This window comes from Bifidobacterium sp. ESL0827, from assembly GCF_052606685.1.
This window is the reverse complement of sequence record NZ_CP199597.1, coordinates 1,819,466-1,842,297: the sequence shown is the minus strand read 5'-3', so window position 1 is coordinate 1,842,297 and position 22,832 is coordinate 1,819,466. Positions and strand designations below refer to the sequence as shown.

At 60.1% G+C, this 22,832-nt stretch carries 17 protein-coding genes and 2 pseudogenes; 11 read left to right on the top strand and 8 right to left on the bottom strand.

The window, feature by feature from the left end; all coding sequences use genetic code 11:
* Positions 1-15: 15 nt before the first annotated feature.
* On the bottom strand, positions 16-1,320 hold the full coding sequence (locus tag ACUIAI_RS07445) for an MFS transporter (protein WP_110413548.1): 1,305 nt from the start codon (positions 1,318-1,320) through the stop codon (positions 16-18).
* A gap of 19 nt (positions 1,321-1,339) precedes the next feature.
* Positions 1,340-3,109, bottom strand: a complete 1,770-nt coding sequence (locus ACUIAI_RS07440) for a glycoside hydrolase family 13 protein (protein WP_110413547.1) — start codon at positions 3,107-3,109, stop codon at positions 1,340-1,342.
* A gap of 169 nt (positions 3,110-3,278) precedes the next feature.
* On the opposite strand from ACUIAI_RS07440, the pseudogene ACUIAI_RS07435 reads away from it, so the two are divergent.
* The 6 genes and pseudogenes from ACUIAI_RS07435 to ACUIAI_RS07410 all read left to right on the top strand — a co-directional run.
* Positions 3,279-3,437, top strand: a pseudogene (locus ACUIAI_RS07435) (LacI family DNA-binding transcriptional regulator); the annotation flags it as partial.
* Between the two features lie 36 nt (positions 3,438-3,473).
* Positions 3,474-4,346, top strand: coding sequence for a LacI family DNA-binding transcriptional regulator (locus tag ACUIAI_RS07430; protein ID WP_258334496.1), 873 nt, complete (start codon positions 3,474-3,476; stop codon positions 4,344-4,346).
* Between the two features lie 311 nt (positions 4,347-4,657).
* Positions 4,658-6,004: a MurT ligase domain-containing protein gene (locus ACUIAI_RS07425; protein ID WP_445342022.1), complete on the top strand. Its 1,347-nt coding sequence runs from the start codon at positions 4,658-4,660 to the stop codon at positions 6,002-6,004.
* Between the two features lie 26 nt (positions 6,005-6,030).
* Positions 6,031-6,831 (top strand): type 1 glutamine amidotransferase, encoded by an 801-nt coding sequence (locus tag ACUIAI_RS07420; RefSeq protein WP_445342021.1) that lies wholly within the window; start codon positions 6,031-6,033, stop codon positions 6,829-6,831.
* 217 nt (positions 6,832-7,048) lie between these two features.
* A pseudogene (locus tag ACUIAI_RS07415) lies at positions 7,049-7,213 on the top strand (phasin family protein); the annotation flags it as partial.
* Positions 7,214-7,500: 287 nt separating this feature from the next.
* On the top strand, positions 7,501-9,210 hold the full coding sequence (locus ACUIAI_RS07410) for an ABC1 kinase family protein (protein WP_445342844.1): 1,710 nt from the start codon (positions 7,501-7,503) through the stop codon (positions 9,208-9,210).
* 44 nt (positions 9,211-9,254) lie between these two features.
* On the opposite strand, the gene ACUIAI_RS07405 is transcribed toward ACUIAI_RS07410, so the two are convergent.
* Complete coding sequence (locus ACUIAI_RS07405) at positions 9,255-10,115, bottom strand: aldo/keto reductase (protein ID WP_445342020.1); 861 nt, start codon at positions 10,113-10,115, stop codon at positions 9,255-9,257.
* Positions 10,116-10,294: 179 nt separating this feature from the next.
* On the opposite strand from ACUIAI_RS07405, the gene ACUIAI_RS07400 reads away from it, so the two are divergent.
* The gene (locus ACUIAI_RS07400) at positions 10,295-11,380 is read left to right on the top strand and encodes a glycerophosphodiester phosphodiesterase family protein (RefSeq protein ID WP_445342019.1); all 1,086 of its coding nucleotides are present in this window, start codon (positions 10,295-10,297) and stop codon (positions 11,378-11,380) included.
* Here the strand turns inward: ACUIAI_RS07400 and ACUIAI_RS07395 are convergent.
* The 5 genes from ACUIAI_RS07395 to ACUIAI_RS07375 all read right to left on the bottom strand — a co-directional run bounded on the left by ACUIAI_RS07395 (position 11,349) and on the right by ACUIAI_RS07375 (position 18,851).
* Positions 11,349-13,424 carry an FtsX-like permease family protein gene (locus tag ACUIAI_RS07395; protein WP_445342018.1) on the bottom strand — a complete coding sequence of 692 codons (2,076 nt, stop codon included), beginning with the start codon at positions 13,422-13,424 and terminating at the stop codon, positions 11,349-11,351. The genes ACUIAI_RS07400 and ACUIAI_RS07395 overlap by 32 nt on opposite strands.
* A gap of 443 nt (positions 13,425-13,867) precedes the next feature.
* A complete protein-coding gene (gene upp / locus ACUIAI_RS07390) occupies positions 13,868-14,506 on the bottom strand; it encodes a uracil phosphoribosyltransferase (RefSeq protein WP_015022561.1) in 639 nt (212 codons plus the stop codon).
* A 248-nt stretch (positions 14,507-14,754) separates the two neighbouring features.
* Positions 14,755-15,450 carry a thymidine phosphorylase gene (locus tag ACUIAI_RS07385; RefSeq protein ID WP_445342843.1) on the bottom strand — a complete coding sequence of 232 codons (696 nt, stop codon included), beginning with the start codon at positions 15,448-15,450 and terminating at the stop codon, positions 14,755-14,757.
* Positions 15,451-15,463: 13 nt separating this feature from the next.
* A complete protein-coding gene (locus ACUIAI_RS07380) occupies positions 15,464-16,543 on the bottom strand; it encodes an NUDIX hydrolase (protein ID WP_445342017.1) in 1,080 nt (359 codons plus the stop codon).
* Between the two features lie 61 nt (positions 16,544-16,604).
* Positions 16,605-18,851: an RNA degradosome polyphosphate kinase gene (locus ACUIAI_RS07375; RefSeq protein ID WP_445342016.1), complete on the bottom strand. Its 2,247-nt coding sequence runs from the start codon at positions 18,849-18,851 to the stop codon at positions 16,605-16,607.
* Between the two features lie 794 nt (positions 18,852-19,645).
* Between ACUIAI_RS07375 and ACUIAI_RS07370 the strand changes: the two genes are divergently transcribed.
* From ACUIAI_RS07370 to ACUIAI_RS07355, 4 genes are read left to right on the top strand one after another with little or no spacing between them, the layout of a single operon-like run.
* A complete protein-coding gene (locus ACUIAI_RS07370) occupies positions 19,646-20,404 on the top strand; it encodes a hypothetical protein (RefSeq protein ID WP_445342015.1) in 759 nt (252 codons plus the stop codon).
* Complete coding sequence (locus ACUIAI_RS07365) at positions 20,401-21,489, top strand: CpaF family protein (protein WP_445342014.1); 1,089 nt, start codon at positions 20,401-20,403, stop codon at positions 21,487-21,489. The genes ACUIAI_RS07370 and ACUIAI_RS07365 overlap by 4 nt, the downstream gene beginning before the upstream one ends.
* 12 nt (positions 21,490-21,501) lie before the next feature.
* Positions 21,502-22,164, top strand: a complete 663-nt coding sequence (locus ACUIAI_RS07360) for a Flp pilus assembly protein TadB (protein ID WP_445342013.1) — start codon at positions 21,502-21,504, stop codon at positions 22,162-22,164.
* A complete protein-coding gene (locus tag ACUIAI_RS07355; RefSeq protein ID WP_445342012.1) occupies positions 22,155-22,697 on the top strand; it encodes a type II secretion system F family protein in 543 nt (180 codons plus the stop codon). Before ACUIAI_RS07360 ends, ACUIAI_RS07355 begins: the two co-directional genes overlap by 10 nt.
* Positions 22,698-22,832: the final 135 nt, after the last annotated feature.

Here is a 22,832-nt window from a genome sequence, read left to right as displayed (position 1 = left end):
CGACTGGAAGATTCTCTACCTCACTTTCTTGATCATGACGGCTGCGATGGCCGAAAAGATCGTCATGGTGATGGCAACCGGGAAGACCAAGTTGTAGCCTCCGCTGACGGTGACTATGGTCGACGTGAAGACCGAACCGATAGCTTGCCCTGCGCAAGTAGCTATGTTGATGAAGCCCAGGTCCTTGCCTGCGTTCTCCTTGTTGGGCAGGACGTCAACATTGAGTGCTTGATCTATAGCGGAATACATGCCGTACCCGAAGCCGGCTACGCCTGCGAAAAGCAGCATTCCAGTGGGAGTGGGGATGGCCCATGCCAGAGCGATGCCGATAGCATAGAGGGCGCAAGCGAATATGATGGGTGGTTTGCGCCGTTTGATCATATCGGATATGGGCCCTGACGAGAAGGTCGCTATCAGGGAAACCACCATGGTGATCATGGACATAGTGGCGATGACGGACCCTGCCTGTGCCTTGGTCTGGCCGATGCGATCCTCAAGGATATAAAGCTGGTAGGCTGTGATCATCTGGTAAGCGATCAGCAGGCCGGTACGGCATATGAAAGCCTTCCAAAAATCTGATGCTCCCTTAGTCGGTGGCGTGAAGGCGTGGACTAGAACTTTCCAGACGGGCTCGGCCGTCTTGGGGATATCCTTGTTGGAGGCCTCGCGTGGAATGACTGCCATGGGAATCCATCCGGCAAGAAGAAGAGCAATGCCTGCCACTAAGAATCCGACTTGGGTGTGATTGATGAAAGCCGAATCCATGAGGGTTCCTATGCCTTGGCCGATGACTGCGCCTCCGCCAAAGGCGGCTGCTGCTGTTCCGCGGTCTTTTTCAGGGACACGGTCCGAGAGGACGGCGGTGATTGGTGCGGTCATCATGTTCAGACCGATGAGTGAGATGCAATAGATGATTCCCACCATTGACCCGCTCTTTGGTAAGCCAACTGCATAGAAGCAGACGCCATCAACTACGGCGCCCGCAACGATCCACGGTGTTCGTCGCCCAAATCGTGAACGCGTCCTGTCGGACATACTTCCGATAAAGACGTTGATGAACATGGAGAGAACGGCTCCAACCCCGCTGATAGTGCCCAAGAGGGCAGAGGGGTTGGCTACCCCGATGTCTTTGAGACGTTGGGGAAGAAGGACCGCAACCGCTCCATTGAATCCTATGTAGACCAGAAGGTTGTAGATGAAGAGGCCTACCACATAGCGTAGCGATTCCGCCTTACCTTTCTTCGCGGGTTGATTCGATGCTGAACCAGACTCTGGAGTCGCTTTAGCTGTCGGATCTGTTGCTGGCTTGGATGTTGACATGATGCGTTGCCTTCTTTGCCTAGTCAAGCTTGATCCAAGCGGAGGCGTCTTGTGGAAGCCGACCGTCTGCTGTGAGTGGTTCAGAAGTCAGAAGAATCCTGCCGTGAGGCAGCGTTAGAGGCTCTTCACTGAAATTCGTGACGTTGGCCCACCCATTAGCGCGGCGGTAGGCGATTGAACCGCCAGGGTATCCGTTAGCGCCATCATGTCTATTAGAAGCCTTGTCGTAGTCTTCCAACCAGGTAATGCCGGTATCGTCTGTCTGGTTCTCGTGACGGAGCCTGATTACCTGCCGGTAGAAGGAAAGCATGGAGTCGGAGTTAGCCTCTTCCACATCAACTGCGTGTTGGGCGAACCAATCCGGCTGGGGCAGATGGGGCTTCTCAGAGGTCTGGCCGTCAGGCTTTCTCTCGGGTGAGAACCCGAAGGAATGCTTGTCCTTGCCGATCCAGGGCAGGGGGACGCGAGCTCCGTCCCTGCCTTTCCTGGCCATGGATTCCTTGGCACTGAAGGCCGAGGGGTCCTCGAGTTTGTCCCACGGGATATCAGCAACATCGAAGAGGCCTAGTTCTTCTCCCTGGTAGACGTAGGCCGAACCAGGTAGGGCCATTTCCATCATGATGGCCGCTCTGGCCCGCTTCAATCCCAGGTCTCGATCCTCGTGATATGTTGTTCCGTCACGCAGAAGCCAGTCCTTGGCAATGGTATGGTATTGGCCATTATCGGATTTGACCTGAGGGAGGGCGTAGCGCGTGGCGTTTCGGGGAATATCGTGATTGCTCATCACCCAGGTCGAGGTAGATCCTTCGGTCCGCGCAGCGGACGCTATTCCGTCCTCGATGGCTAAGTGCATTTCGTCACGGAGCCAGTTGCATTTGGCGAATTCGAAGTTGAAGACCTGACCGAGTTCGTCCTGGCGGGCGTAGAGATATTGACGGTTGGCTGGAACCCAAGCCTCGCCCACGGCAAAACGTGCCGGCGTGTACTTGTTGAAAACTTTGCTGCGCCACTCGCGATAGATCTCGTGGACCTCGTCACGGTCGTAAACGGGGTGGGTGCCATCATCTACTGTTACATTCATGGAGTCTAAGTCATAGTCATCTAGATCGTCTCGGTCGAGGTCCTTGGCCAAGCCGTTGGCTACGTCGATACGGAATCCATCGGTGCCGTGGTCACACCAGAAAGTCAGCGTCTTAATGAAGTCGTTGCGCACTTCCGGATTGTCCCAGTTGAAGTCAGGTTGTTGTTCTGTGAACAGATGCAGATACCACTGACCGTCTGGGACCCTGGTCCATGCGGGGTCCCCGAAGTTACCTACCCAATTGCTTGGAGGCAACTCGCCATGTTTTCCCTTGCCGTCGCGGAAGATGTATCGATCCCTTGCTGCTGACCCTGGGGCAGAGTGAAGAGCTTCCTGGAACCAAGGATGAAGATGGGAGGAGTGGTTGGGAACGATGTCGACCATCACCTTAATGCCTCTGCTATGTGCCGCTTGGGTCAGCATGTCAAAATCGTCCATGGTCCCCAGCCTTGGGTCAACGTTCCTGTAGTCTTCTACGTCATATCCGCCGTCTGCCAGTTCGGAGGGATAGAAGGGGGATAACCAGATGGCATCGACTCCCAGTTCCTTTAAGTAGTCCATCTTACTGGTGACCCCATTGATGTCACCCAGGCCTGAGCCTGTAGAGTCCTTAAAGCTGCGGGGGTAAATCTGGTAGATCACCGCTTGTTTCCACCAGAGGTCAGCTCTAGTAAAAGCGTTTTTATTATTAGTGTTATTTTCTTGCATAACTTCAGTATCCTCACTGATCAATTAGTTGCTGTATTACATCATTGTGCCTTATAATCCCGTGCATTCTTCGAAGGGGATTATTGCTTCCTAAGAATAATAGCGCTTGCATTAAAAAGTCAAATTATGAGTGTGCTTCTAGGATTTGCTCCGATATACTGTGAGAGGGATGTACTGTCCTTGCTGGAAAGGTTATGAAATGTCTAGGGTCACCTTGCACGATGTCGCTGTTGAGGCAGGTGTCTCAGATTCCACAGTTTCGCGTGCGCTTCGTGGTCTGGATAAGGTGGACGGTCGGACCCGTGCGAGGGTGCAGGATGCGGCTAGGCGTCTGCGGTTCTCCTTTGCCAGGAATGCTTCATCGTTGGCAAGCGGTAAAACCATGAGGGTTTCGATTGTTTTTGCAAATGCCCTCAATACATGGTTTGACTCATCTGTGCTCCAAGGAGCTTACGATGTCCTAGTCCGCAACAAGTACGATGTTGTTCCCAACACAGTGCGTACCCACGAACAGCTCAATACCTTTTTTGAGCGTCTTCCCGCAGATGGAAACGTGGACGCCATCATAGTTACTTCTATTAACCTAGGACAAGTGGAATCCGAAATCCTTGGTCAGTTGACCATACCCACGGTCGGGCTTGATTCGGGCAACCTGACGGGATTTGATGCCTCCGTTCTCTTGGATGACAAACGTGCTATGCGGGAGGCAGTCGGGCTCCTGAAGCAGCTTGGGCATCGACGCATCGCTTTTGTGGAGCAGCCGGCTCCGGGAGATTTTCATTTTACTTCTCAGTTACGGGCTGATGATTTCATGGAGGCTGCTCATCAGCAGGGTTTTGTTGGCGAAGATGCTCAGCGTTTCGATATGGGTAAATTCAGTGACTACTACACACAGGATGTGGCTGTTTCCTCTGCGGTGGCTCGTCTGTTGGCTGCAGAGGCTCGCCCGACAGCCATATGTGTGGAGTCAGATGACTTCGCCATCAGCCTAGTTGCCGAATTGCGGCACTTCGGGATACGCATTCCCGAGGAAATGTCGGTGATCGGCTTCGACGACACCAACGTGGCTTCTGCTGTGAACTTAACAACGATCCATCAGAATCCAATAGAGATGTCTAGAGACGCAGCTACTAAGGCCTTGATATTAATGCGTGGAGAGCATCTCCAGGAACCCCATTCATTAATGACTCCCGCCTTGGTCCTACGGGGGACCACGGCACGCGCACCACAGCAATAAGACCCGGATGTGGTGGGGATGGCCAGGAAGATGCAGAATGCTTGGTGGGGAAGTCGTTAGAGCCCGACTCAGAAGCGCGTATCGTCCGACAACCTGAATTAATATGACTCTCGCCGACCGAGGGCTCGTACTAGGACACGTGTCCTTTGTAGAATCAAGTCTATGGCCTCCGAAGATTGTGATCAGTGCGCTTCTCGTATGTCGCCCTGCGAAAGGTTATTCTATGAGTTTTGGTTGTGGAAACTTCGTATTCCTCACTCGTACTGACGCAAACATGGAGACTTGCAGCAATCAACGGGAGGAGGCCTAATATGAACTGGCAACGTTGGCGCTCCCTCCTGGCCCTTCTGGTCGGCAAGGCGGTGCGCCTCGTTTCGCGTCTGTCCCATCACGGCGGTTCGGCCCTGCCTGGCAAGGTGGTGGAGCGGATCGACCCGGGCTTTCTGGCCAGGACCCTGTCGGGGCTGCCCCGTGGTGTGGTCCTGGTCTCGGGGACCAACGGCAAGACCACCACCACCCGAATGGTCGCTTCCATGCTGGAATCCCTGGGCCTCAAGGTCTTCACCAATCCGACCGGGTCCAACTTCACCCGTGGCGTGGTCTCGGCCTTGGTTTCCACTCTGGGGCTCTCCGGCCGGCTGCATGCCGATATTGCCGTCCTGGAGTTGGACGAGGCCTATGCGGTCCACTTTGTGCGGCAGGTCAAGCCCCGCTATGCCCTCCTGCTCAATGTCATGCGTGACCAGCTGGACCGGTTTGGGGAAATCGATACTACTGCCCGGCTGCTGGGTCAGGTGGCCCAGGCCACCACGGGCACGGTGGTCCTCAACCGTGAGGATCCGCGCATCGCCAGGTTGGCCGCCCAGACGCCGGCCCGGACCGGCGTGGCCTACTTCGGTCTGTCAGACGATCTGCTGAGCTATTTCCCCACTGATGACGACATGCATGCCTCGGATCGGGGTGCCGATGGTGCCGGTGCGGCCAGCACCTCCCGCCCGATTCGCCCCGGTCACCGGCTGCCGGCCGAGGTGACCCTGGAACGGGTCATGGACCACCGGGCCGCCTTCCGCCTGGACGGGCGGCTTCTGGAGACCGACCTGCGTCTGGAGGGCGTCTACAACCTCTACAATGCGGCCGCCGCCTTGGCGTTGGTGAGGGTCGTTCTGGAGGACAGGGAGCCTGATGATGCAGCACTCATGGATGCCCTGTCCGAGGTCACGCCCGCCTTCGGCCGCGGGGAGGTCATCACCTACCAGGGCGCGCCGGTTGAGCTGGTCCTGGTCAAGAACCCCATGGGCTTCCGTCTGGCCCTGTCCTCCTTCGACCCTGCCGGGCAGGACACCATGATCGCCATCCGCGACGAGTATGCGGACGGGCGTGACATGAGCTGGCTCTGGGATGTGGACTTCACCTCGCTCAGGGATACCGGTGTGGCCATGGTCTCCGGCACCCGGGCCTACGACATGGCCCTGCGCCTGGCCTATGACCAGGTGCCCACGGATGCGATCGAGACCGACCTGGATCGGGCGCTGACAGCCTTTCTTGAGGTGCACCCAGGCCGACCCAAGCGAATCTACTGCACTTACACGTCGATGCTCCGGCTCCGGTCCGCCCTCGGCAGGGTCACAAGCGTGGACGATGCCGGGGTGGGCGCATGAGCGAGCGAACCAAAAGGAGCGCAGGAATGCCGCAGCCGCAGGATAAGACCAAGGCCGTGGGAGACCATCCGCCACTGCAGATCCTCTCCCTCTACCACCGTGACATGAACATCTATGGGGATTCGGGCAACATACTCAGCGTGACCCGCAGGGCCGAGCTGTACGGATTCCGTCCCACGGTCCGCTATTACGATCCCGGTGATGCCTGGCCGGAGCGGATCGACATGGTTCTGGGTGGCGGCGGCCAGGACCATGGCCAGGAACGGATCATCGACGACCTGCGGGAGCGGGGCGGGCTTCTACATGATCTGGCCGACCAGGATGTGCCCATGCTGATGATCTGCGGGCTCTATCAGCTCTTCGGCCATTATTTCGAGACCTCCGACCATGAGCGCCTGGAGGGGGTCGGCATCCTTGACGTGCATACCGTTGCCAAGCCCGAGCGGATGATAGGCAACCTGATGGAGCAGGCAGAGGACTTCGGCAGGGTGGTCGGCTACGAGAACCATTCGGGCCTGACCTACCTGGGGGAGGGGGCCCGTCCTCTGGGCATGGTGACCGAGGATGGCCGCGGCAACAATGGCAAGGACCACACCGAGGGGGCCCGATGGAAGAAGGTCATCGGCACCTACATGCACGGGTCGCTGCTGCCGAAGAATCCGGCCATCACGGACTTCCTTATCGAGGGTGCAGCCGAAAGGCGGTACGGCCAGGACACCTTTGCCCAGATGAAGGCTGCCATGGACCAGAAAAACCGGAGCGAACTGGAGCGTCTGGACTCCCTGGCGGATCAGGCCAGCCGCATCGCTGCCTCCAGGCCCAGATGAGGAGGGGCCTGCGGTTGCGTCTGCGGGTCCGGCACAGATTTTGATGAGTGGTCGGAGGGCAATAACAGGGGAAAGACGTTGCGGTCCCTCCTGCTATGGTGTCGAATAGGATCGGTCGGGGATATCCAGCTAGACTATAAAGAGAGACGGCCGCTCGTCTCTTGGCTGTCTAAAGAGCCCGGTACTTCAAGGGCGTATGAATGCTGGGAGGCATATCATGTCGGATTTGCATATCGGTGACGGATTGCACAAGGTGCTTCTGGCTGGCATCGGAGCCTTGGCCACAGGCGTGGAGAAGGGCCAGGAGGTCATTGACAACCTGGTCAAGAAGGGTGAGCTGACAGTAGAGCAGGGGAAGATTCTTAATACTGAGTTAAAGCGGAACAGGAAGAACCCTCCCGCTCCTGCATCGGCCCCGGCTGCATCGGCCCCGGCTGCTGGCGCGCCCAGGCCTGCGACTCATGTTGCTCCTGATCCCCGTCGTCCTGACCATGAGCCCCTGGCGCCAATGCCGAATCGTCGGTCCGGGTCCATCCCCATCACCTCCAATGATCCCATTGCGGGTCAGCAGGGCTGAAGGCGGTCAATTACTGTCAGCGTCGGTCGTCTGCGCCGGAATGCCTGCCGCTGGTCGGCCATGCGGATAAAGGACGCAGGTGAGTGGTGAGTATGGATGCCATGAACGGACATGATGCTCCAGTGCAGACCATTGGCCTCTTCGGGGTCGGCACCGGAGAGCGGCAGGGGGCAGCAGGAAGGATTCGTCATAGGCGTGGCAGGGCCCGTCGGCTGGCTGAGATGATCCGCATTGCCAACCAATTCGACATCATTCACGGTCTGACCCCGGTCACCATGCGCCGATTGTTCGAGGCGCTCGGGCCCACTTTCGTCAAGGTGGGACAGATTCTCTCCATGCGTTCGGAAATCCTGCCGGAGGCCTTCTGCCGTGAGCTCTCAAAGCTGCGTGCCGACGCGGATCCCATCCCGTATTCCGTGGTGACCAGCGCCCTGGCCGCCGAGTATGGCCGTCCGCTCGACCAGATCTTCTCGTCCATAGACCCTGTTCCCCTGGGTTCAGCCTCCCTGGCGCAGGTGCATCGGGCCCGCCTGGTCAGCGGTGAGGATGTGGCCGTCAAGGTTCAGCGTCCAGGGATTCAAGAGACCATGGCCCAGGACATTGACATTCTGCGCAGCATGGTCAAGTGGGCCTCCCGGTTCGTCCGCAGCACCCAGGTGATTGACATTCGCGGGGTGGTTGAGGAGCTCTGGGAGACCTTCCGGTCCGAGGTCGATTTCCAGCAGGAGGCCGCGAATCTGGCGGAGTTCAAAGATTTCTGCGACGCTTACGCCTACATCGACTGCCCGAAGCCCTATCCCGAACTGTGCACCAGGCATGTGGTGGTGATGGAGTACATCGACGGGATATCCCTCTCACGGCCCGCCCAGCTGGTGGCCCAGGGCTATGACCTGAAGGAGATCGGCACCAAGCTGGTCGACAACTATGCCACCCAGATCATGGACCGGGGCTTCTTCCACGCCGATCCGCACCCCGGCAACATCATCATCCGCGATGGCTGCATAGTGCTGATAGACCTTGGCATGGTCGGACGTCTGGATAAGGTGACCAAATCGGCTTTGAAGGACATGATTTTTGCGGTGGGCCGCGAGGATTCACCGGCCTTGGCCCAGGGGCTGCTCCGCTTCGCCGGTACGGGAGAGGCCAGGGCCGAGGACTACCCCTACCTTCTGGCCGATCTGGATGCGGTCGTCCAGCGGTTCGGCAAGCTGGATCTGGCTGATCTGGACATCGCCGAATATGTCAATGCCGTTATGAAGCTGGCCGCCCGGCATGGCATCAAGGTGCCGGGGTCGGTCACCATGGTGGCGCGGTGCCTGGTCACCCTTGAAGGACTCTTGGACGAGTTCCTGCCCGAGGCCAACATCGTGCAGATCATCACCGATCATGTCGCCTATAGCCAGGGCACGGGATCCATCCTCAAGGAGGAGACCCGGAAGCTGGGCGTCCAAGGCGACTTGGCCCTGCATGGGCTTTTGGGCGCCCTGGCTGAGTCCCGGACCGCAACCAAGATGCTGACCCGTGGCCAGCTGCGTGCCAATGTGCAGCTGGTTGGCTCCGAGGAACCCCTGCAGCAGCTGTCCGACATGGTCAACAGGCTGACCATGGCCCTGATTGTCGTTGGCCTCTATGTCGGCTCTTCAATCGTCTACTTCGCCCGCATCAAGCCGGTGGTCTTCGGTATCCCGGTGGTCAGCATGCTGGGATACGTGGTGGCCTTCATTCTTTCGGTCTGGATAGTCCTGGACATCCTGATCAAGCACCGGGCCCTCAAGCGCCGGCGACGCAACGGCGAAGCCTAGGCTGAGAGCCCGTCCATCCTGCACAGATACCGTCTGATGCCGAATCAGTTGGCGAAGTCCTCCACGGTTTCGGGATCCTCGTGGTTCATGAAGGCGGATTTGCCGGTGTCCATGGCCCGCAGCCGGTCCATCTCCTGGTCGCTGAGCTGGAAGTCCCAGATGTCGAGGTTCTCGCGCATGCGCTCGCGGTGGGTGGTCTTGGGGATGACGATGACCCCGTCCTGGACCAGGAAGCGCAGGGCCACCTGGGCTGCGGTCCGGCCGTGCGCCTGCCCGATCTCGGTCAGGGTCGGATTGGTGAACATCCCCTGGCGGCCCTCGGCGAAAGGTCCCCAGGATTCGATTCGGGTGCCGTACTTGTCCATGTAGGTGCGTTCCTGGGGGCGCTGGTGGAAGACGTGGGTCTCCAGCTGGTTGACGGCCGGGACGATTCTGTTGAACTTGACCAGGTCCACATAGCGGTCGGCATAGAAGTTCGAGACGCCGATGGCCCGCAGGACACCCTGGTCATAGAGGTCCTCGAGGGCATGCCAGGCTGCGTAGTAGTCGTTGAAGGGCTGGTGGAGGAGGACCAGGTCCAGGTGGTCCGTGCCCAGCTTTTTCATGGACTCCTCGACTGAGGCCTTGGTCTTGTCGTATCCGTAGTTGGTGATCCAGACCTTGGTGGTCAGGAAGACCTGGTCGCGGTCGAGGCCGCTCTGGGCCAGGGCATCTCCGACGGCCTGCTCGTTTCCATAGGCCTGGGCCGTGTCGATGGCCCGGTACCCGATCTCCAGGGCATCCAGAACAGAGCGGCGGCACTCGTCGAGGTCGGCGATCTGATAGACGCCGAAGCCCTCCATGGGCATGAGGACGCCGTTGTTGAGCTTGACGGACGGGACGGACGTGGATGAATCATTCTGCATGGTATCGTGCTTCTTTCTTGGCAGATTGCTTGACGGAGTTGGTTAAAGGCGGGGGCATGCCTTTCTGATCTGCTTGTTCAAGGATAGGGCCTTGAAGCAGCCTGAAGTCAAGCCGGCAAAGCGCGTCCAGCCCCCTGCGATGCTAGCGTGGGTAGTGGAATAGCTGATGGCTGGAGGCGATGATGGGGTCCAAAGTACGATTGGCCGGCAAGGTCGCACTGGGTCTGGGATTCGGTGTTTTGGGAGGCTGGTGCTGGGCCCTGGCCCCTGGCCTTTCAGTGGTTGCGGGCCGGAGAAAGCCCGTCGGTCTGTCCTTGCATCCCTACGCCCATAGGGGCCTGCACGACTCTGGCTCGGGGATGGAGACGACCAATCCCAACCCTGGACAGACCGCCTACCTGCATCGTATCCATGACTGCCTGAAGGTTGAATCCGATCGTCCCTCAGGCAGGCACGCCTCGGCCCAAGCCAAGTCCCCTCGGGTAGTGGCGCCTGAAAATTCTCTGGCTGCCTTCGAGGCGGCCTGCAGGGCCGGCTACGGGATTGAGCTGGATGTTCATCTCAGCCGGGACGGCCAGGTGGTGGTCATCCACGATGGAGACCTGCAGCGGATGGCTGGCGTCAACCGGGCAGTGGCGGACCTGACCTATGAGCAGCTGCAGAGGATTCCACTGTGCCCAAGCCCTGCCCAGGCTCTTGAGTCTGGGGAAGGAATTCCTGGCTCTGCCGACCACGATGGCGGTCCCGAAACGGAGGGCGGGGACGGGGGCCTCAACGATCCTGAGGCGCAGCATGTGCCTCTTCTGTCCGAGGTGCTTGCTCTGGTGGATGGCCGGGTGCCCTTGGTCGTCGAGATCAAGATGGACAGGGGCTTGGATCGGGAGCTCATGCGTCGGACCGATGCCCTCCTGTCCAGGTACCAGGGCCCCTATGTAATTGAGTCCTTCAACGTCCTGGCCCTTGCCTGGTATCGGGTTCACCACCAAGGCGTCACCAGGGGGCAACTGGTCGCCCCCTACCATGGCCGGGTGGGCACCTGCTCCTCGGCTCTGCGCTGGATGGCAGGATCCCTCCTCTTCAATTGGCTGGGGCGGCCGGACTTTGTGGCCTGCGAGTGGCACAGCGGGCATTCACTGCCCATGCGTCTTTACCGCTTCCTGGGTGGAAAGCCCATCGCCTGGACAGTTCGTTCCGAGCGCGCGCAAGAGGCTGCAAGCCCCGACTTCGACGGGATCATCTTCGAGTCGTATCTGCCCGAGAGCTGAACCAGCTATACAGGCCTGAGGCCGCAGCGGCCAGGCCTATCGCCCAGAGGGCCATGATTAGGAAGTAGCCGTAGGGGAGAGGTACGACGCTCATGTCTATCTGGTCGGACAACTGGTGGAAGATGACGGCAAGCACCCCCGCCATGGCCAAGGCTGAAAGAAGGATGGCCGAAAGGGCATCGATTACTGACTCTACAATCGAGGAGCAGACCAATGTTCCACGTGAAACACCGGCAGCCTGCATCCTTCGGTTCTCCTGGCGGCGCTCATTGACTGCGATGGCGCATGCCTGGATCAGGAAGATGGCCGTCAGGACGATGGCCCCGTTCGCTATCTGGGGCATGGCCCGCTGCACCTTCTGTGACCTTCGGATATTGGAACGAATGTACTCCTTCTTGGTGCAGGCCTTGATGCCCTTCCTGTTCCATGAAGCATTGAGTTGACTGATCAGATTGTCTGCCCGAACTCCTGGGGCGGTCCTGGCCAGGGTGGTCGATCCGCTGTTGTCGGGCGCCAGTTGCAACAGGTCGGCATCCGTCATCAGGTATTGGCCCATCTGCCCCGTCGGGGTCACATCGACTACGGCGGTGATGGTCAGCGTATGGCCTTTGTCATACCTGTCGATCAGGGTCAGCTTGCGGCCAATGGGGTTTTTCTCCTGAGCGTGGCCATTTGCTATGACGGCGATCTTGCCCGGCCCCAGGTCCGCAGCGGAGCCCTCGATGAAGATTGGGCTGATTGCTTTGGCGTCCTTGCCTGCCTTGTTGACGTGCATAGCCATGACGGAAGGCTCGTCATTGCCACCAATATCTCCCTTGTCTGCAGTCTTCCAGGATCCTTCGCTATAGGTGATTGCGGATTCGACGCCTGCAGTGGACCGAAGCTGGCGATCAAGGTCTCTTGGATCATTGGTCTGCGCATTGATCATGATTTCGGCAGCGACCGGCTTATACCGGCTTATGGCTTCTTGCGCCCAGCTGGACCGTCCCAGGGCTATCACTCCGGTCACGATGACCAGCATCAGTATGATCGGCACCGCGATGGCGGTGGAGCTCCGATTTTCCTTCCGCGCCCTTTGCCGCGCCAGGAGACCTGCACCTCGGAAAGCCAGTTGGAAGGGGATGCCGATCAGGTTGGCGCAGGCCGGAACCAGGACAGGAGCCAGGGCACCGATGATGACCAGCAGACAGCCGGTCGTGGCCAGGATCTGGATTTCAATGTCCATGCCATTGAAGCGGTGATAGACCATGGCCAGTCCTCCAGCCAGTCCAGCCAGGGCGATTATCAGGCGAAGAGGACCAATTGATTTGGTTCCCGACCGATTTTCTGAGTCCTGCAAAGCCTCGATGGGAGAGATGGCGGTAATCCTTCTGGCGGCGAACCAGGTTCCTAAGAGGCCTGCCAGGAGTATCCCAGCGGAGGCGAAGACGATTCCCATAGGGTGGGGATGTGCGGTCATTTCCAAGGCTTCAAGACCTGAGTTGATCAGAGACTTGGCGAATGCGGGCACCAGCAGGCATCCCGCCGAACTGCCTATGAGGGCGGCCAAACCTACCGGAATCATGAATTCCAACAGGGAGATGAGCCTCACCGTGCGGGGAGAGGCGCCCGAAAGCCGCATCATGGCGTATTCGCGACGACGGCGCTCGATCAGGAACCCCACAGAAGTGATGACGAGGAAGATGGAGACGAACCCGCATATGCAGGCGTACATTATGGATATTAGTGTAGTGCCGTCTTGTAAGGACAGGGTCATAGCGCGGTCGTAGGAATTCATTGCGCGCGTATCCGGCATCCCGTCGCCCTTCCGAGCGGCAATGGCTACCTGGGCCCAGGCGCTGGTAAGGACTGAAGCGGCCATGACAGCCAGGACCATGACCGTGTAGGAGGACCGATGCTCATGCAGAAAGGATCGCACCAGGGAGGCCAGGCCAGGAGTGTGTGCCTTGGGTCGAGCTGCGGTTTGCGAGCCGCCCCCGCCCATCGGTCCTGAGGCATCGGTTCCTGCCAGCGATCTACCTAGGGAAAGGGACTTGCCCTCCATGGTGTGCTCCTTTCTCGCCCTTGAATGTCTCTGTTCTTATTGCAACACCGGGCAAAGGCCCACTCAGGGTGTTTTCAGGGTCAGACCAGGGGAGAACCAGGGTGGCGATGAGCGATTAGGCGCTCTCGTGCGAGAGGTGGTCAAGAGGACAGAGGGCAAGAGGGTGGAAGTCGAGGGATAGACGGTTGGGAGAATAGAGGTCGGGAGGATTACAGACATGATGACTGGTTCGCTAAGCTCCATGGCATTGCAGAGCCGGCAGTTTCTATAGCGACGACTTCATAGCGAACCTATCCTCGCTGACGGGGTAGGGGAGGGAAGCCTAGTCCATTTTGCACAGCATCCGCCGGGACGGCCATCGAACACCGTTGAAAAAAGGACCCGAATCGTGCAGATTCGGGTCCTTGTCAGGTATGGGGTTCGTGCCCCGTCAGTTCGTTGGATCAGTCGATGACGCCGTAAAGGCGGTCGCCGGCATCGCCCAAACCAGGCACGATGTAGGCGTGCTCGTTCAGCTTCTGATCGACTGCGCAGACCACCACCTTGAGGTTGATGGAGGGGTCCATCTCCTCCTTGAGGCGGTTCAGGCCCTCGGGAGCGGCCAGAATGTTGATGGAGGTCACGTCCTTGGCGCCGCGCTCAGCAAGGTATTTGGTGGCGGCGATCAGGGTGCCGCCGGTGGCCAGCATGGGATCCAGCAGGAAGCATTGACGTCCGGAGAGGTCCTCCGGCAGGCGGTTGGCGTAGGTGATGATGTCCAGGGTGTTCTCATCGCGCTTGAGGCCAAGGAATCCGACCTCGGCGGTGGGCAGCAGACGGGTCATGCCGTCAAGCATGCCCAGTCCGGCGCGCAGAATGGGAACCACCATGGGGCGGGGGGAGCAGAGCTTCTTGCCCACCATGGGAGCGACAGGGGTCTCGATTGGGTGGTCTTCGATGTCCAGATTTCGGGTGGCCTCATAGGCCTCAAGCATGACCAGTTCGCTGATCAGCTCGCGGAAGGTGTTGGAAGGGGTGTTTTTGTCCCGCAGTACGGTCAGCTTGTGCTCGATCAGCGGGTGTTCCAGTACGTGAAGTTCCATACCTCTCAGCGTAGCTCAGCGGGTCGGCTTCTGGTAGCGACCGGCAAGCCATGCTGCCTTTGATTTGGGAATGGAAATGAAAACGCCGAACCATGCAAGCGCCTGTCGGCGCAAACGCCGCTCGCAGCGGCAACAAACGGAGCCCGGGGCTTAACCATGGTCCGACGCAGTCCCCATTGTAGGGCATGCCGGGGTCTGATCTGTGTTCACGGCGCGCTTACGCTTCCGGCTTGAAAGGGTGGCGGATCCTACTCCAGCCGTCCCCGCCGCCAGAGTGATGCGCCCCTCATGAAGTCACGTGCCGTCTGATTGAGGGAGTTGACGGTGCGCTGTGCCGCGTCGACCTCCTTGGCATCCTGACCGTCCAGCTGCCGGCTCTGGGCGTCCCGGATGGTGGTCTTGATTCCGCGGGCGATCACGTCGCAGAAGGCTCCGGCGCGTTCCAGGGCTATGGCGAAGTCGCCCGTGAAAGCTCCGGAGAGGATGGAGTCGGCGGTTCGGATGATGTCGTCGGCCTCCGGGGCTTGGTCCACGCCGGCGATTGCTGATGCAGCGGTGTCAGTGGGTTCACCCAGCCTCCACAGACGACTGATTCCATCAGCGTCCCGACGCATCCAGCTGCGAAGCATGTAAAGCCGCCAAAGGATGCCAGGCAGAGAATCGGGGTCGCTGTCGCTCCAGAGCTCGGCCACGACATCCACACCCTCGCGATCTACCAGGGTCAGAACCCGTTTTACGATGGCCGGGTCGGCGCTGTGGTGGACCCGGTCCAGCAGGGAGGCTGCTGATACATGGCTCATCTCGCTGATCTGCTGTGGATCCATGCCTCCGGAGAGCTGGTCGGCGATGGCTGGATCCAGCTGGCCAGGGCGTGAGGGCCGGGATGCTCCGGTGCCGGATGCCACGAATCCCGTGCGGGAGGAGCGGATTGAGGATGAGCCGATTCTGGAGTTGCTGTCAGTAGACAATGGGAGTCACCTTCTGTATGTCGATGATGGTCGGATGATTGGGGTCGCCGGTCAGACTGAGGACGACAGCGTTGCCGGTGGGCATGAAGGGGGAGTCGTCTGGCAGCCGTTTGGACAGCGATCCGCTGGAGCATAGCCCACGCAGCTTCTCGAAGACTCCTCCCAGGACAGGGCGATGCATGCAGATCATGATGGTTCTGTTACCTTTCAGCAGGTCGGCCATCTGCCCGTCCAGCCAGCTGTGGGCCTGGTCCGGGCGTCGGTGGTAGGAGGTCTCCGTCAGGCAGGCCACCATCTCCATGGGGAAGCCTACTTCGTCGGCGTAGGGTCGCAATGTCTGCACACAGCGGATCCAGGGGGAGGACAGGAGGCGGTCGGGCGCGAAGCAGGCCAGTTCCCGAGCCAGGGCGTAGGAGGTGCCAGCGCCCTTGGGGGTCAGAGGACGATTTGCATCCTTGCCTGTCCACTCCTTCCGGGCAACTGCCTTGCCGTGGCGGACAATGATCAGCTGACGAGCCCGGATGCCGCCCTGCTCCACCCGGTCCACGAAGGCGTCCAGTATGGTTCTGTCGCTGGGGTGGGTCAACAGTTTGCGGGCTTCGGAGGCTCCGACCCATCGTATCTGGTCGACTTCCCTGGAATCAGGCCGGTGGATGGGCCCCAGCAATGCGCTCTGACCGGCGGCATGTTCCGGGTCGGTGGGTGTGGCCATCCAGTAGCAGATATGTTTGAGTCTGCCGCCTTTGCCGCCCCTGCGCCGGCCCTCGTTGTTCAGCGGATATTCGGCATCCCCCAGGTAGGGCCCAAGCCGGACAAGACAGCCTGTTTCCTCACCGACCTCGCGCACGGCCGCCCGCATGTGGGTCTCACGATTTTCCAGTTTGCCCTTTGGCCAGCTCCAGTCGTCGTACTTGGGACGATGGACCAGGCAGAGCTCCAGCTCATCGAGGTCGGATCGGGGGCTGGCTCCAGGGGCTGCCCGGCCGTCGTCGCTGAATTTCATCCATCCCTGGAAGTTTGTGCGCCACCGGTAGAGGATGGCTCCGGCTGCCTCGACCGTCCTGCTCATGGCCGGGTGCCATTCCGATTGTCCGCCTTGGCGGCGGACCTGCCGGCCTGGAGGCGCATCATCATCGCCTGGTCCTGGGCGTTCGGGCGTGACGGTCGATCAGATACTCCTGCGAGTCGACCAGAGGCCGACCCTGATCATCCCGGCTGTGTCGTACGTAGGTGCCGTCAGGCTGCATGTGCCAGGAGCTGGTGCTGTCGGCCATCTGCAGATCCACGTAGTCGATCAGTCCCTGCACCTGCTCGGGCGCAGTGATGCGGACCAGCGCCTCTACACGGCGGTCCAGGTTACGGTGCATCAGGTCGGCAGAACCTATCCAGACCTCCGGCCCGGCCAGGGGGCCCTCGCCGATCTGGGGACCCTGGGAGTTGGCGAAGGCGAAGATACGGCTGTGCTCCAGGAACCGTCCCAGGATGGAGTGGACTCGGATATTCTCGCTCAGCCCGGGCACACCTGGCTTCAGGGCGCAGATGCCCCGCTCCACGATGTCGATGCGGACCCCCGCCTGGCTGGCCCGGTAAAGGGCGTCGATGATCTTTTCATCCACCAGGGAGTTGACCTTGATCCGTATCCACGCAGGCTTGCCGCTCAGAGCGGTCTCTTCCTCGCGGGCGATTCGCTGCAACAGCCCCGAGCGTACCGTGCGTGGAGCTACCAGCAGACGGTGGAAGGAGGACTTGGGCGCATAGCCTGACAGCTGGTTGAAAAGTCGGGTCAGGTCCTGCCCCACCACCGGGTCGCAGGTGAGCAGGCCCAGGTCGGTGTACTGGCGGGCGGTCTTTGGGTTGTAGTTGCCGGTGCCCACGTGGCAGTAACGACGCAGGCCGTCCTGCTCCTGACGGACCACCAGGGAGAGCTTGCAGTGGGTCTTGAGCCCCACGATTCCATAGACCACGTGGACGCCGGCCCGTTCCAGCTGACGGGCCCAGGCGATGTTGGCCTCCTCATCGAACCGGGCCTTGATCTCGACCAGGGCCAGGACCTGCTTGCCGGCGTGCGCGGCATCCACCAGGGCATTGATGATGGGCGAGTTGCCCGAGGTCCGGTAGAGGGTCTGCTTGATGGCCAGCACTCGCGGATCGGCCGCCGCCTGCTCCAGGAAGGCCTGGACCGAGGTGGAGAAGGAGTCATAGGGGTGGTGAAGGAGGATGTCATGCTCGCGGATGGCGGCGAAGATGTCCTGGGCCTGGCTGGATTCCACCTCGGCTATCTGTCGGTTGGTTGTGGGAATGAAGGGACGGAATTTGAGATCCGCCCGGTCGATGGACTGCAGCTCGAACAGGACCGTGCAGTCCAAGGGAGCGGGCAGCCGATAGACCTCCTCCTGGTTGACTCGCAGCTTGCTGGCCAGCAGCTGGGAGAGGAAGGGAGATGCGGAGTCGGAAATCTCCAGGCGGATGGGCGGTCCAAACCGCCGCTGCAGCAGCTCCTTCTCCATGGCGTTGAGCAGGTTTTCTGCGTCGTCCTCCTCCACGTCGATGTCTTCGTTGCGTGTGACGCGGAAGGATCGGGCCTCCTTGATGATCATGCCTGGGAAGAGGTATTCCAGGTGGGCGATGATCAGGTTCTCCATGGTGATGAATCCGTAGCGTTCTTCCCGGCCCTCTTCGTCGGTCAGGTCGTCCACTGGGACCAAACGGGAGAGGTTGTCGGGAATCTTGACGCGGGCGAAGTGGGTCTTGCCTGAGGTGGGGTTCTCCACCAGGACCGCCAGGTTCAGGGAGTTGCCTGAGATATAAGGGAAGGGGTGGGCCGGGTCGACCGCCAGTGGTGTCAGCACCGGGAAGACCTGGTTTCGGAAGAAGTTGGTGAGCCGTTCCTGCTCCTGGCTGCTCAGTTGTGTCCAACTCAGCAGGATGATGCTTTCGGCGGCCAGATCCGGCAGGATGTGGTCGATGACATAGTGGGCGTGCTCGTCCTGAAGCTTGTGTGCCTGCTCGGAGATGGCCCTCAGTTGTTGACGGGGGCTCATTCCGCTGGCGGCCGTCACAGCGATGCCGGTGTCCACGCGACGCTTCAGACCCGCCACGCGGACCATGAAGAACTCATCGAGGTTGCTGGCGAAGATGGCGGCGAAGTTGGCGCGCTCCAGCAGTGGCACGCTCTCGTCTTCGGCCAGTTCAAGCACGCGCTTGTTGAACTTGAGCCAGCTCAGCTCCCGGTCGAAATAGCGGTCCTCAGGCAAGGGCGAGACCGGGTGATCCGAGTGCCTGGATACATGCCGTGCCTGGCCGTCGGTCTCGGCAATATGCTCCGCGATCTGGCTGCGTAGCAAGGCCTTGGAGGGTGCGTCAAATTTCTGAACCATACCATAGCACTCTATTCGCAGGTGCCGTCCTCTGCAATCGTTGATAAAGCCTGTGGATAAATAGGAACGGCCCCCCGCAGGAGGCCGTTCCCACAAGGTCGGTCCAGATGGAATCTCTGCACAACATCATCGTTGCAACGGTCAAGTCTTATACACCCGTCCAACGTATCGGTCCTAGTGGCCATACACTTTGTGGGCTTCCGTGCTCTTGAACCGTCCTTGTATATGCCATTATGCCAGTTTTGAGGCCGATGGCAAGCATATTCATCTCGTTAGAGCGGAGAAGGCTACCGGCTTGGTCTTTTGTGCGATTGCGTGCATTGCGGCAGGTCGAATACGTCGGTTTTGTAGGAATCTGTCGCTTCCATGTGAGCATCTGTAGCCTTCCATGGATATGGTCTCAAAAATCCTGTAATTGTAGGCGTGTCGCGGTGTTGATGCATCTGTGCACAGAGAGGGCGAAACAATGTGGAAGCATAGGGTCGTTCGACCACATCAGCTACGGGGGCTGGTGCTGATGCCAGGGGGCGGTTGTACTGGTAGCCATGACTGGAACGAGCATAGACAGATCGCCGACGATGATAAAAGGCCGCATGAAAGGGCGGGAACCTGAATGGACTCCTTGCTCTTTTAATGCAGTCGGGTTGACTCCTGAACACCGACCAGAAAGGGTGGCGGGCGGAGATGCCGGCATTGGGCGGAATGACTCAGAAGCCGAATATGGGTCCGCTGTGACAGGGCTGGTCTTTCTCTCGGCCTCGGGAGGCGTTGGGCTGACGACCATGACGGCCTTAATGGCCAAACAGCTTCGGAACATGGCCCTGTCATGCGCTCTGGTGGATCTGGACCTGGATGGCGGAGGGATGGATGTCCTGGTCGGCATCGAGGGGGCGCCTGGCATGCGGCTGGGGCGGATTCGCGCTCCCCTGGGCCGGGTGGATCCTCAGGCCCTCCGTGAAGAGCTGCCAATCTGGGATGGCATCCCGCTGCTTAGCAACGATCCCTGGAGTGCTCCGCCACAGGACTGGTGGGATGTGGACGCAGCCGTCAGCGCGGTGGCTGGATTCGCCGATCTCCTGCTGATTGATGCCGGTCGGGGCCAGGGCCTGGGTAATCTGCGCTCGCTGAAGGGACTTCCTTCGCTGTTGATGGTGGACATGACCGTGCTGGGCCTTGCGCGGGCGAAGACGCTTCTCCATGCTCTGAACGGCCACAGAGGTGCTGATGATCGAGCCCAGGACAGTCCGTTGGTCTCCTGTAGACCTCCTATGGCTCTGATTGGGATGATGCCCACCCAGCACCGGGGCAGCCATGGCGTCGACCCTGAACAGGCGGAGGAGTTTCTGGGCCGATCGGTGGATGTGGTCCTCAAACCACAGCCGAAGCTGTCGGCATCCGTTCTGGATGGTCGTGGCCTGGAACGGGTCCCTCGTGCTTACGTCCGGGCCCTTCAACCCCTGGTGGAGCGGATCGCGGGGATGGTCGTCGTCGGCGAAAGAAAGGAAGAGCCGGTCTCCTCTGGCGGATTGACTCGGTCTGAGGCTGTCAAATGAGCAGGGGAGGTGGGGAAAGCTTTGAAGGTTCATTCCCCGATGACGATTCGGTTCAGCCGCCTACTTTCGGCTACTTGGATGGGCTGGTGAGCGATCCTGCGGTGACTGATATCGCGGTGACCGGGCAGGGCGATGTCTGGGTCGACCGGGGCTCGGGCATGGAGGAGGTTCTGCTTCGGCCTGGGTTTACTGGACCTCGAGCTGTAAGGGACTTTGCTGTGCAGTTATGTGCTCAGCTGGGGCGTCGCCTGGACGATGCTCGCCCCATGGCTGATGCTTCCAGCAGAGAGGGGATCAGAGTCCACGCCGTGCTGGCCCCGCTTGTCCCCGAGGGCGCCGCCATTTCCATCAGACTGCCCAACAGACACCCGCCCGGCCTGGAGGAGCTGGCTGCTGCCGGACTGTGTCCCGCCAGCTGGCTCTTCATCCTTCGGGCGCTGGTGGTCAATCGGGCCAGCATTCTGGTGACCGGTGGCACGGGTGCCGGCAAGACTACGCTCCTGCGGGCCTTGCTGGGCATGTGTCCACAGGAGCAGCGGCTGGTCGTTGTGGAGGAAGTCCGTGAGCTTGGTCGTATCGCCGGCCACAGGAATACGGTTTCCCTGGCTGTAAGAGAGCCCAACGTTGAAGGGGCAGGGGGCGTGGGGCTGGTCGACCTGGTCAAGGCCACACTGCGCATGCGGCCCGATCGGATAATCCTGGGTGAGTGCCGGGGTGAGGAGATAGCAGATTTGTTGCGGGCTTTCAATTCTGGTCATCGGGGTGGCATGGCGACTTTGCATGCAGACAGTGTGGAACGCGTTCCCGCGAGACTGGCAACCCTGGGGTTGCTGGCGGGGCTGCAGCCGAGGGCGCTGGCGGCCCTGGCGCAGGGAGCGTTTGACGCTGTTATCCATCTGGAGCGTTCCGGCGGCCATAGGCATATCGCTCAGATTGGCCGACTGACAACGGCCGCCGACGGTCGGCTTCTTGGGGAGGCTGTCTGTACCTGGACGGGCCGAGGGACCGCTACTTATGGAACGGCTTGGTCGAAGTTTGCCAGGCGGTGGGGCATTGTGACCAGCGCCTCGGCGAGCGATCCCTAGTTGAGGTGGATTATGAATGACGAGATTGCAGCCTGGCTGGCTGCGATGATGACGACTATTGCCTGTCTGGCCCTGCTTGCGCATAGCGGCGATGCAGCTACAAGACTGAAGGCCATGTCTGTCAGGCCCTCCGCACAGTCGGACCGGCCCGGTATGGCGGTGCTGATCACTTCCCTGCTTGCCTATGTCGACAATGGAGGAGGTCTGGTAGAGGCTTTCGAGGAGGCATCCGGGCGACGTTTCGCCACCCGGGAGGTCACGCCGGAACGTGTCATGGCCATGTTGAAGAACCGATGCCTGCCCCAGGAACGGGGGCCGACTCTGACGATTATGGCCCAGGCTCTGATGGCCTGCTATGGGCTCAGCGCCATCCTGGGTTGCCGGGCTTCGGATGGGCTGCGGACCGTGGCAGCCATGCAGAGGCGGCGGGCGGCACTGGATGAGGCCCGGGAAAAAGCCTTTGCTGTGCCCAAGGCCACGATTCGTCTCCTGCTGACTCTGCCAGCGTTGACAATCATCATGGGAGAGTTCATGGGTGCGCGACCACTGGCCTTCCTATGCCGCCCAGGTCCGGGAACTCTCTGCTTGATCCTTGGAGCGGCCTTCTATGTTCTTGGTCTGGTTTGGATGAATCTGCTGATGAACGAGCTGGGCAGGGAGGATTTATGGATCTGAAACCGCTGATTGCTGCTCTGTCGACCATAATGGCCCTTCTGCTTATGGAGTTCGACGGCTCGAGTGAGCGATTAGTCGATGAGCAGGTCTCCCCGCCGCCCTTGAGCCTGGTGCTGGCCTTGCTGGGAGTCGCTGTTCGTCAGGGGGCCTCCCTGCCCAGGGCCCTGGGTGTGGTTGGCGGGCTGCTGCCAGGCCCTTATGGGCCTCGGATGGTTCGCGTGGCTCACCTGCTCGGGTATGGCAACGGATGGGATCTGTCCTGGTCGGGAGCCATCGGTGATCCTTATTGCGGGCAGTCCATGCAGGTCCTGGCTGACTGTCTGGAACCGTCCTGGCGTTTGGGATCATCGCCCCTGGCACGTATCGAGACGACCATGCGCCAGCTGGATCACCATGCCCGCAGCGTGCTGGCCCGGGCTACGGCGACGATCACCGTCAGGCTGCTGGTGCCGACAGGGCTGTGCATTCTGCCCGCCTTCGTGCTGATCGGAGTCATCCCCTGCATTGCGGCTTTTGCGGGTGGGATGTCCTGAGGGTATGGAGTTTTTACGGGCACGGTTGTCCACAGGTCGACGATTCAGCTCCGCTCGTCCACATGTATCTGACAAGTCGACCGAGGCGGGCTGGAACGGGCACAGTGAAAGGTACCGGATGCCGATTCCCCGAGG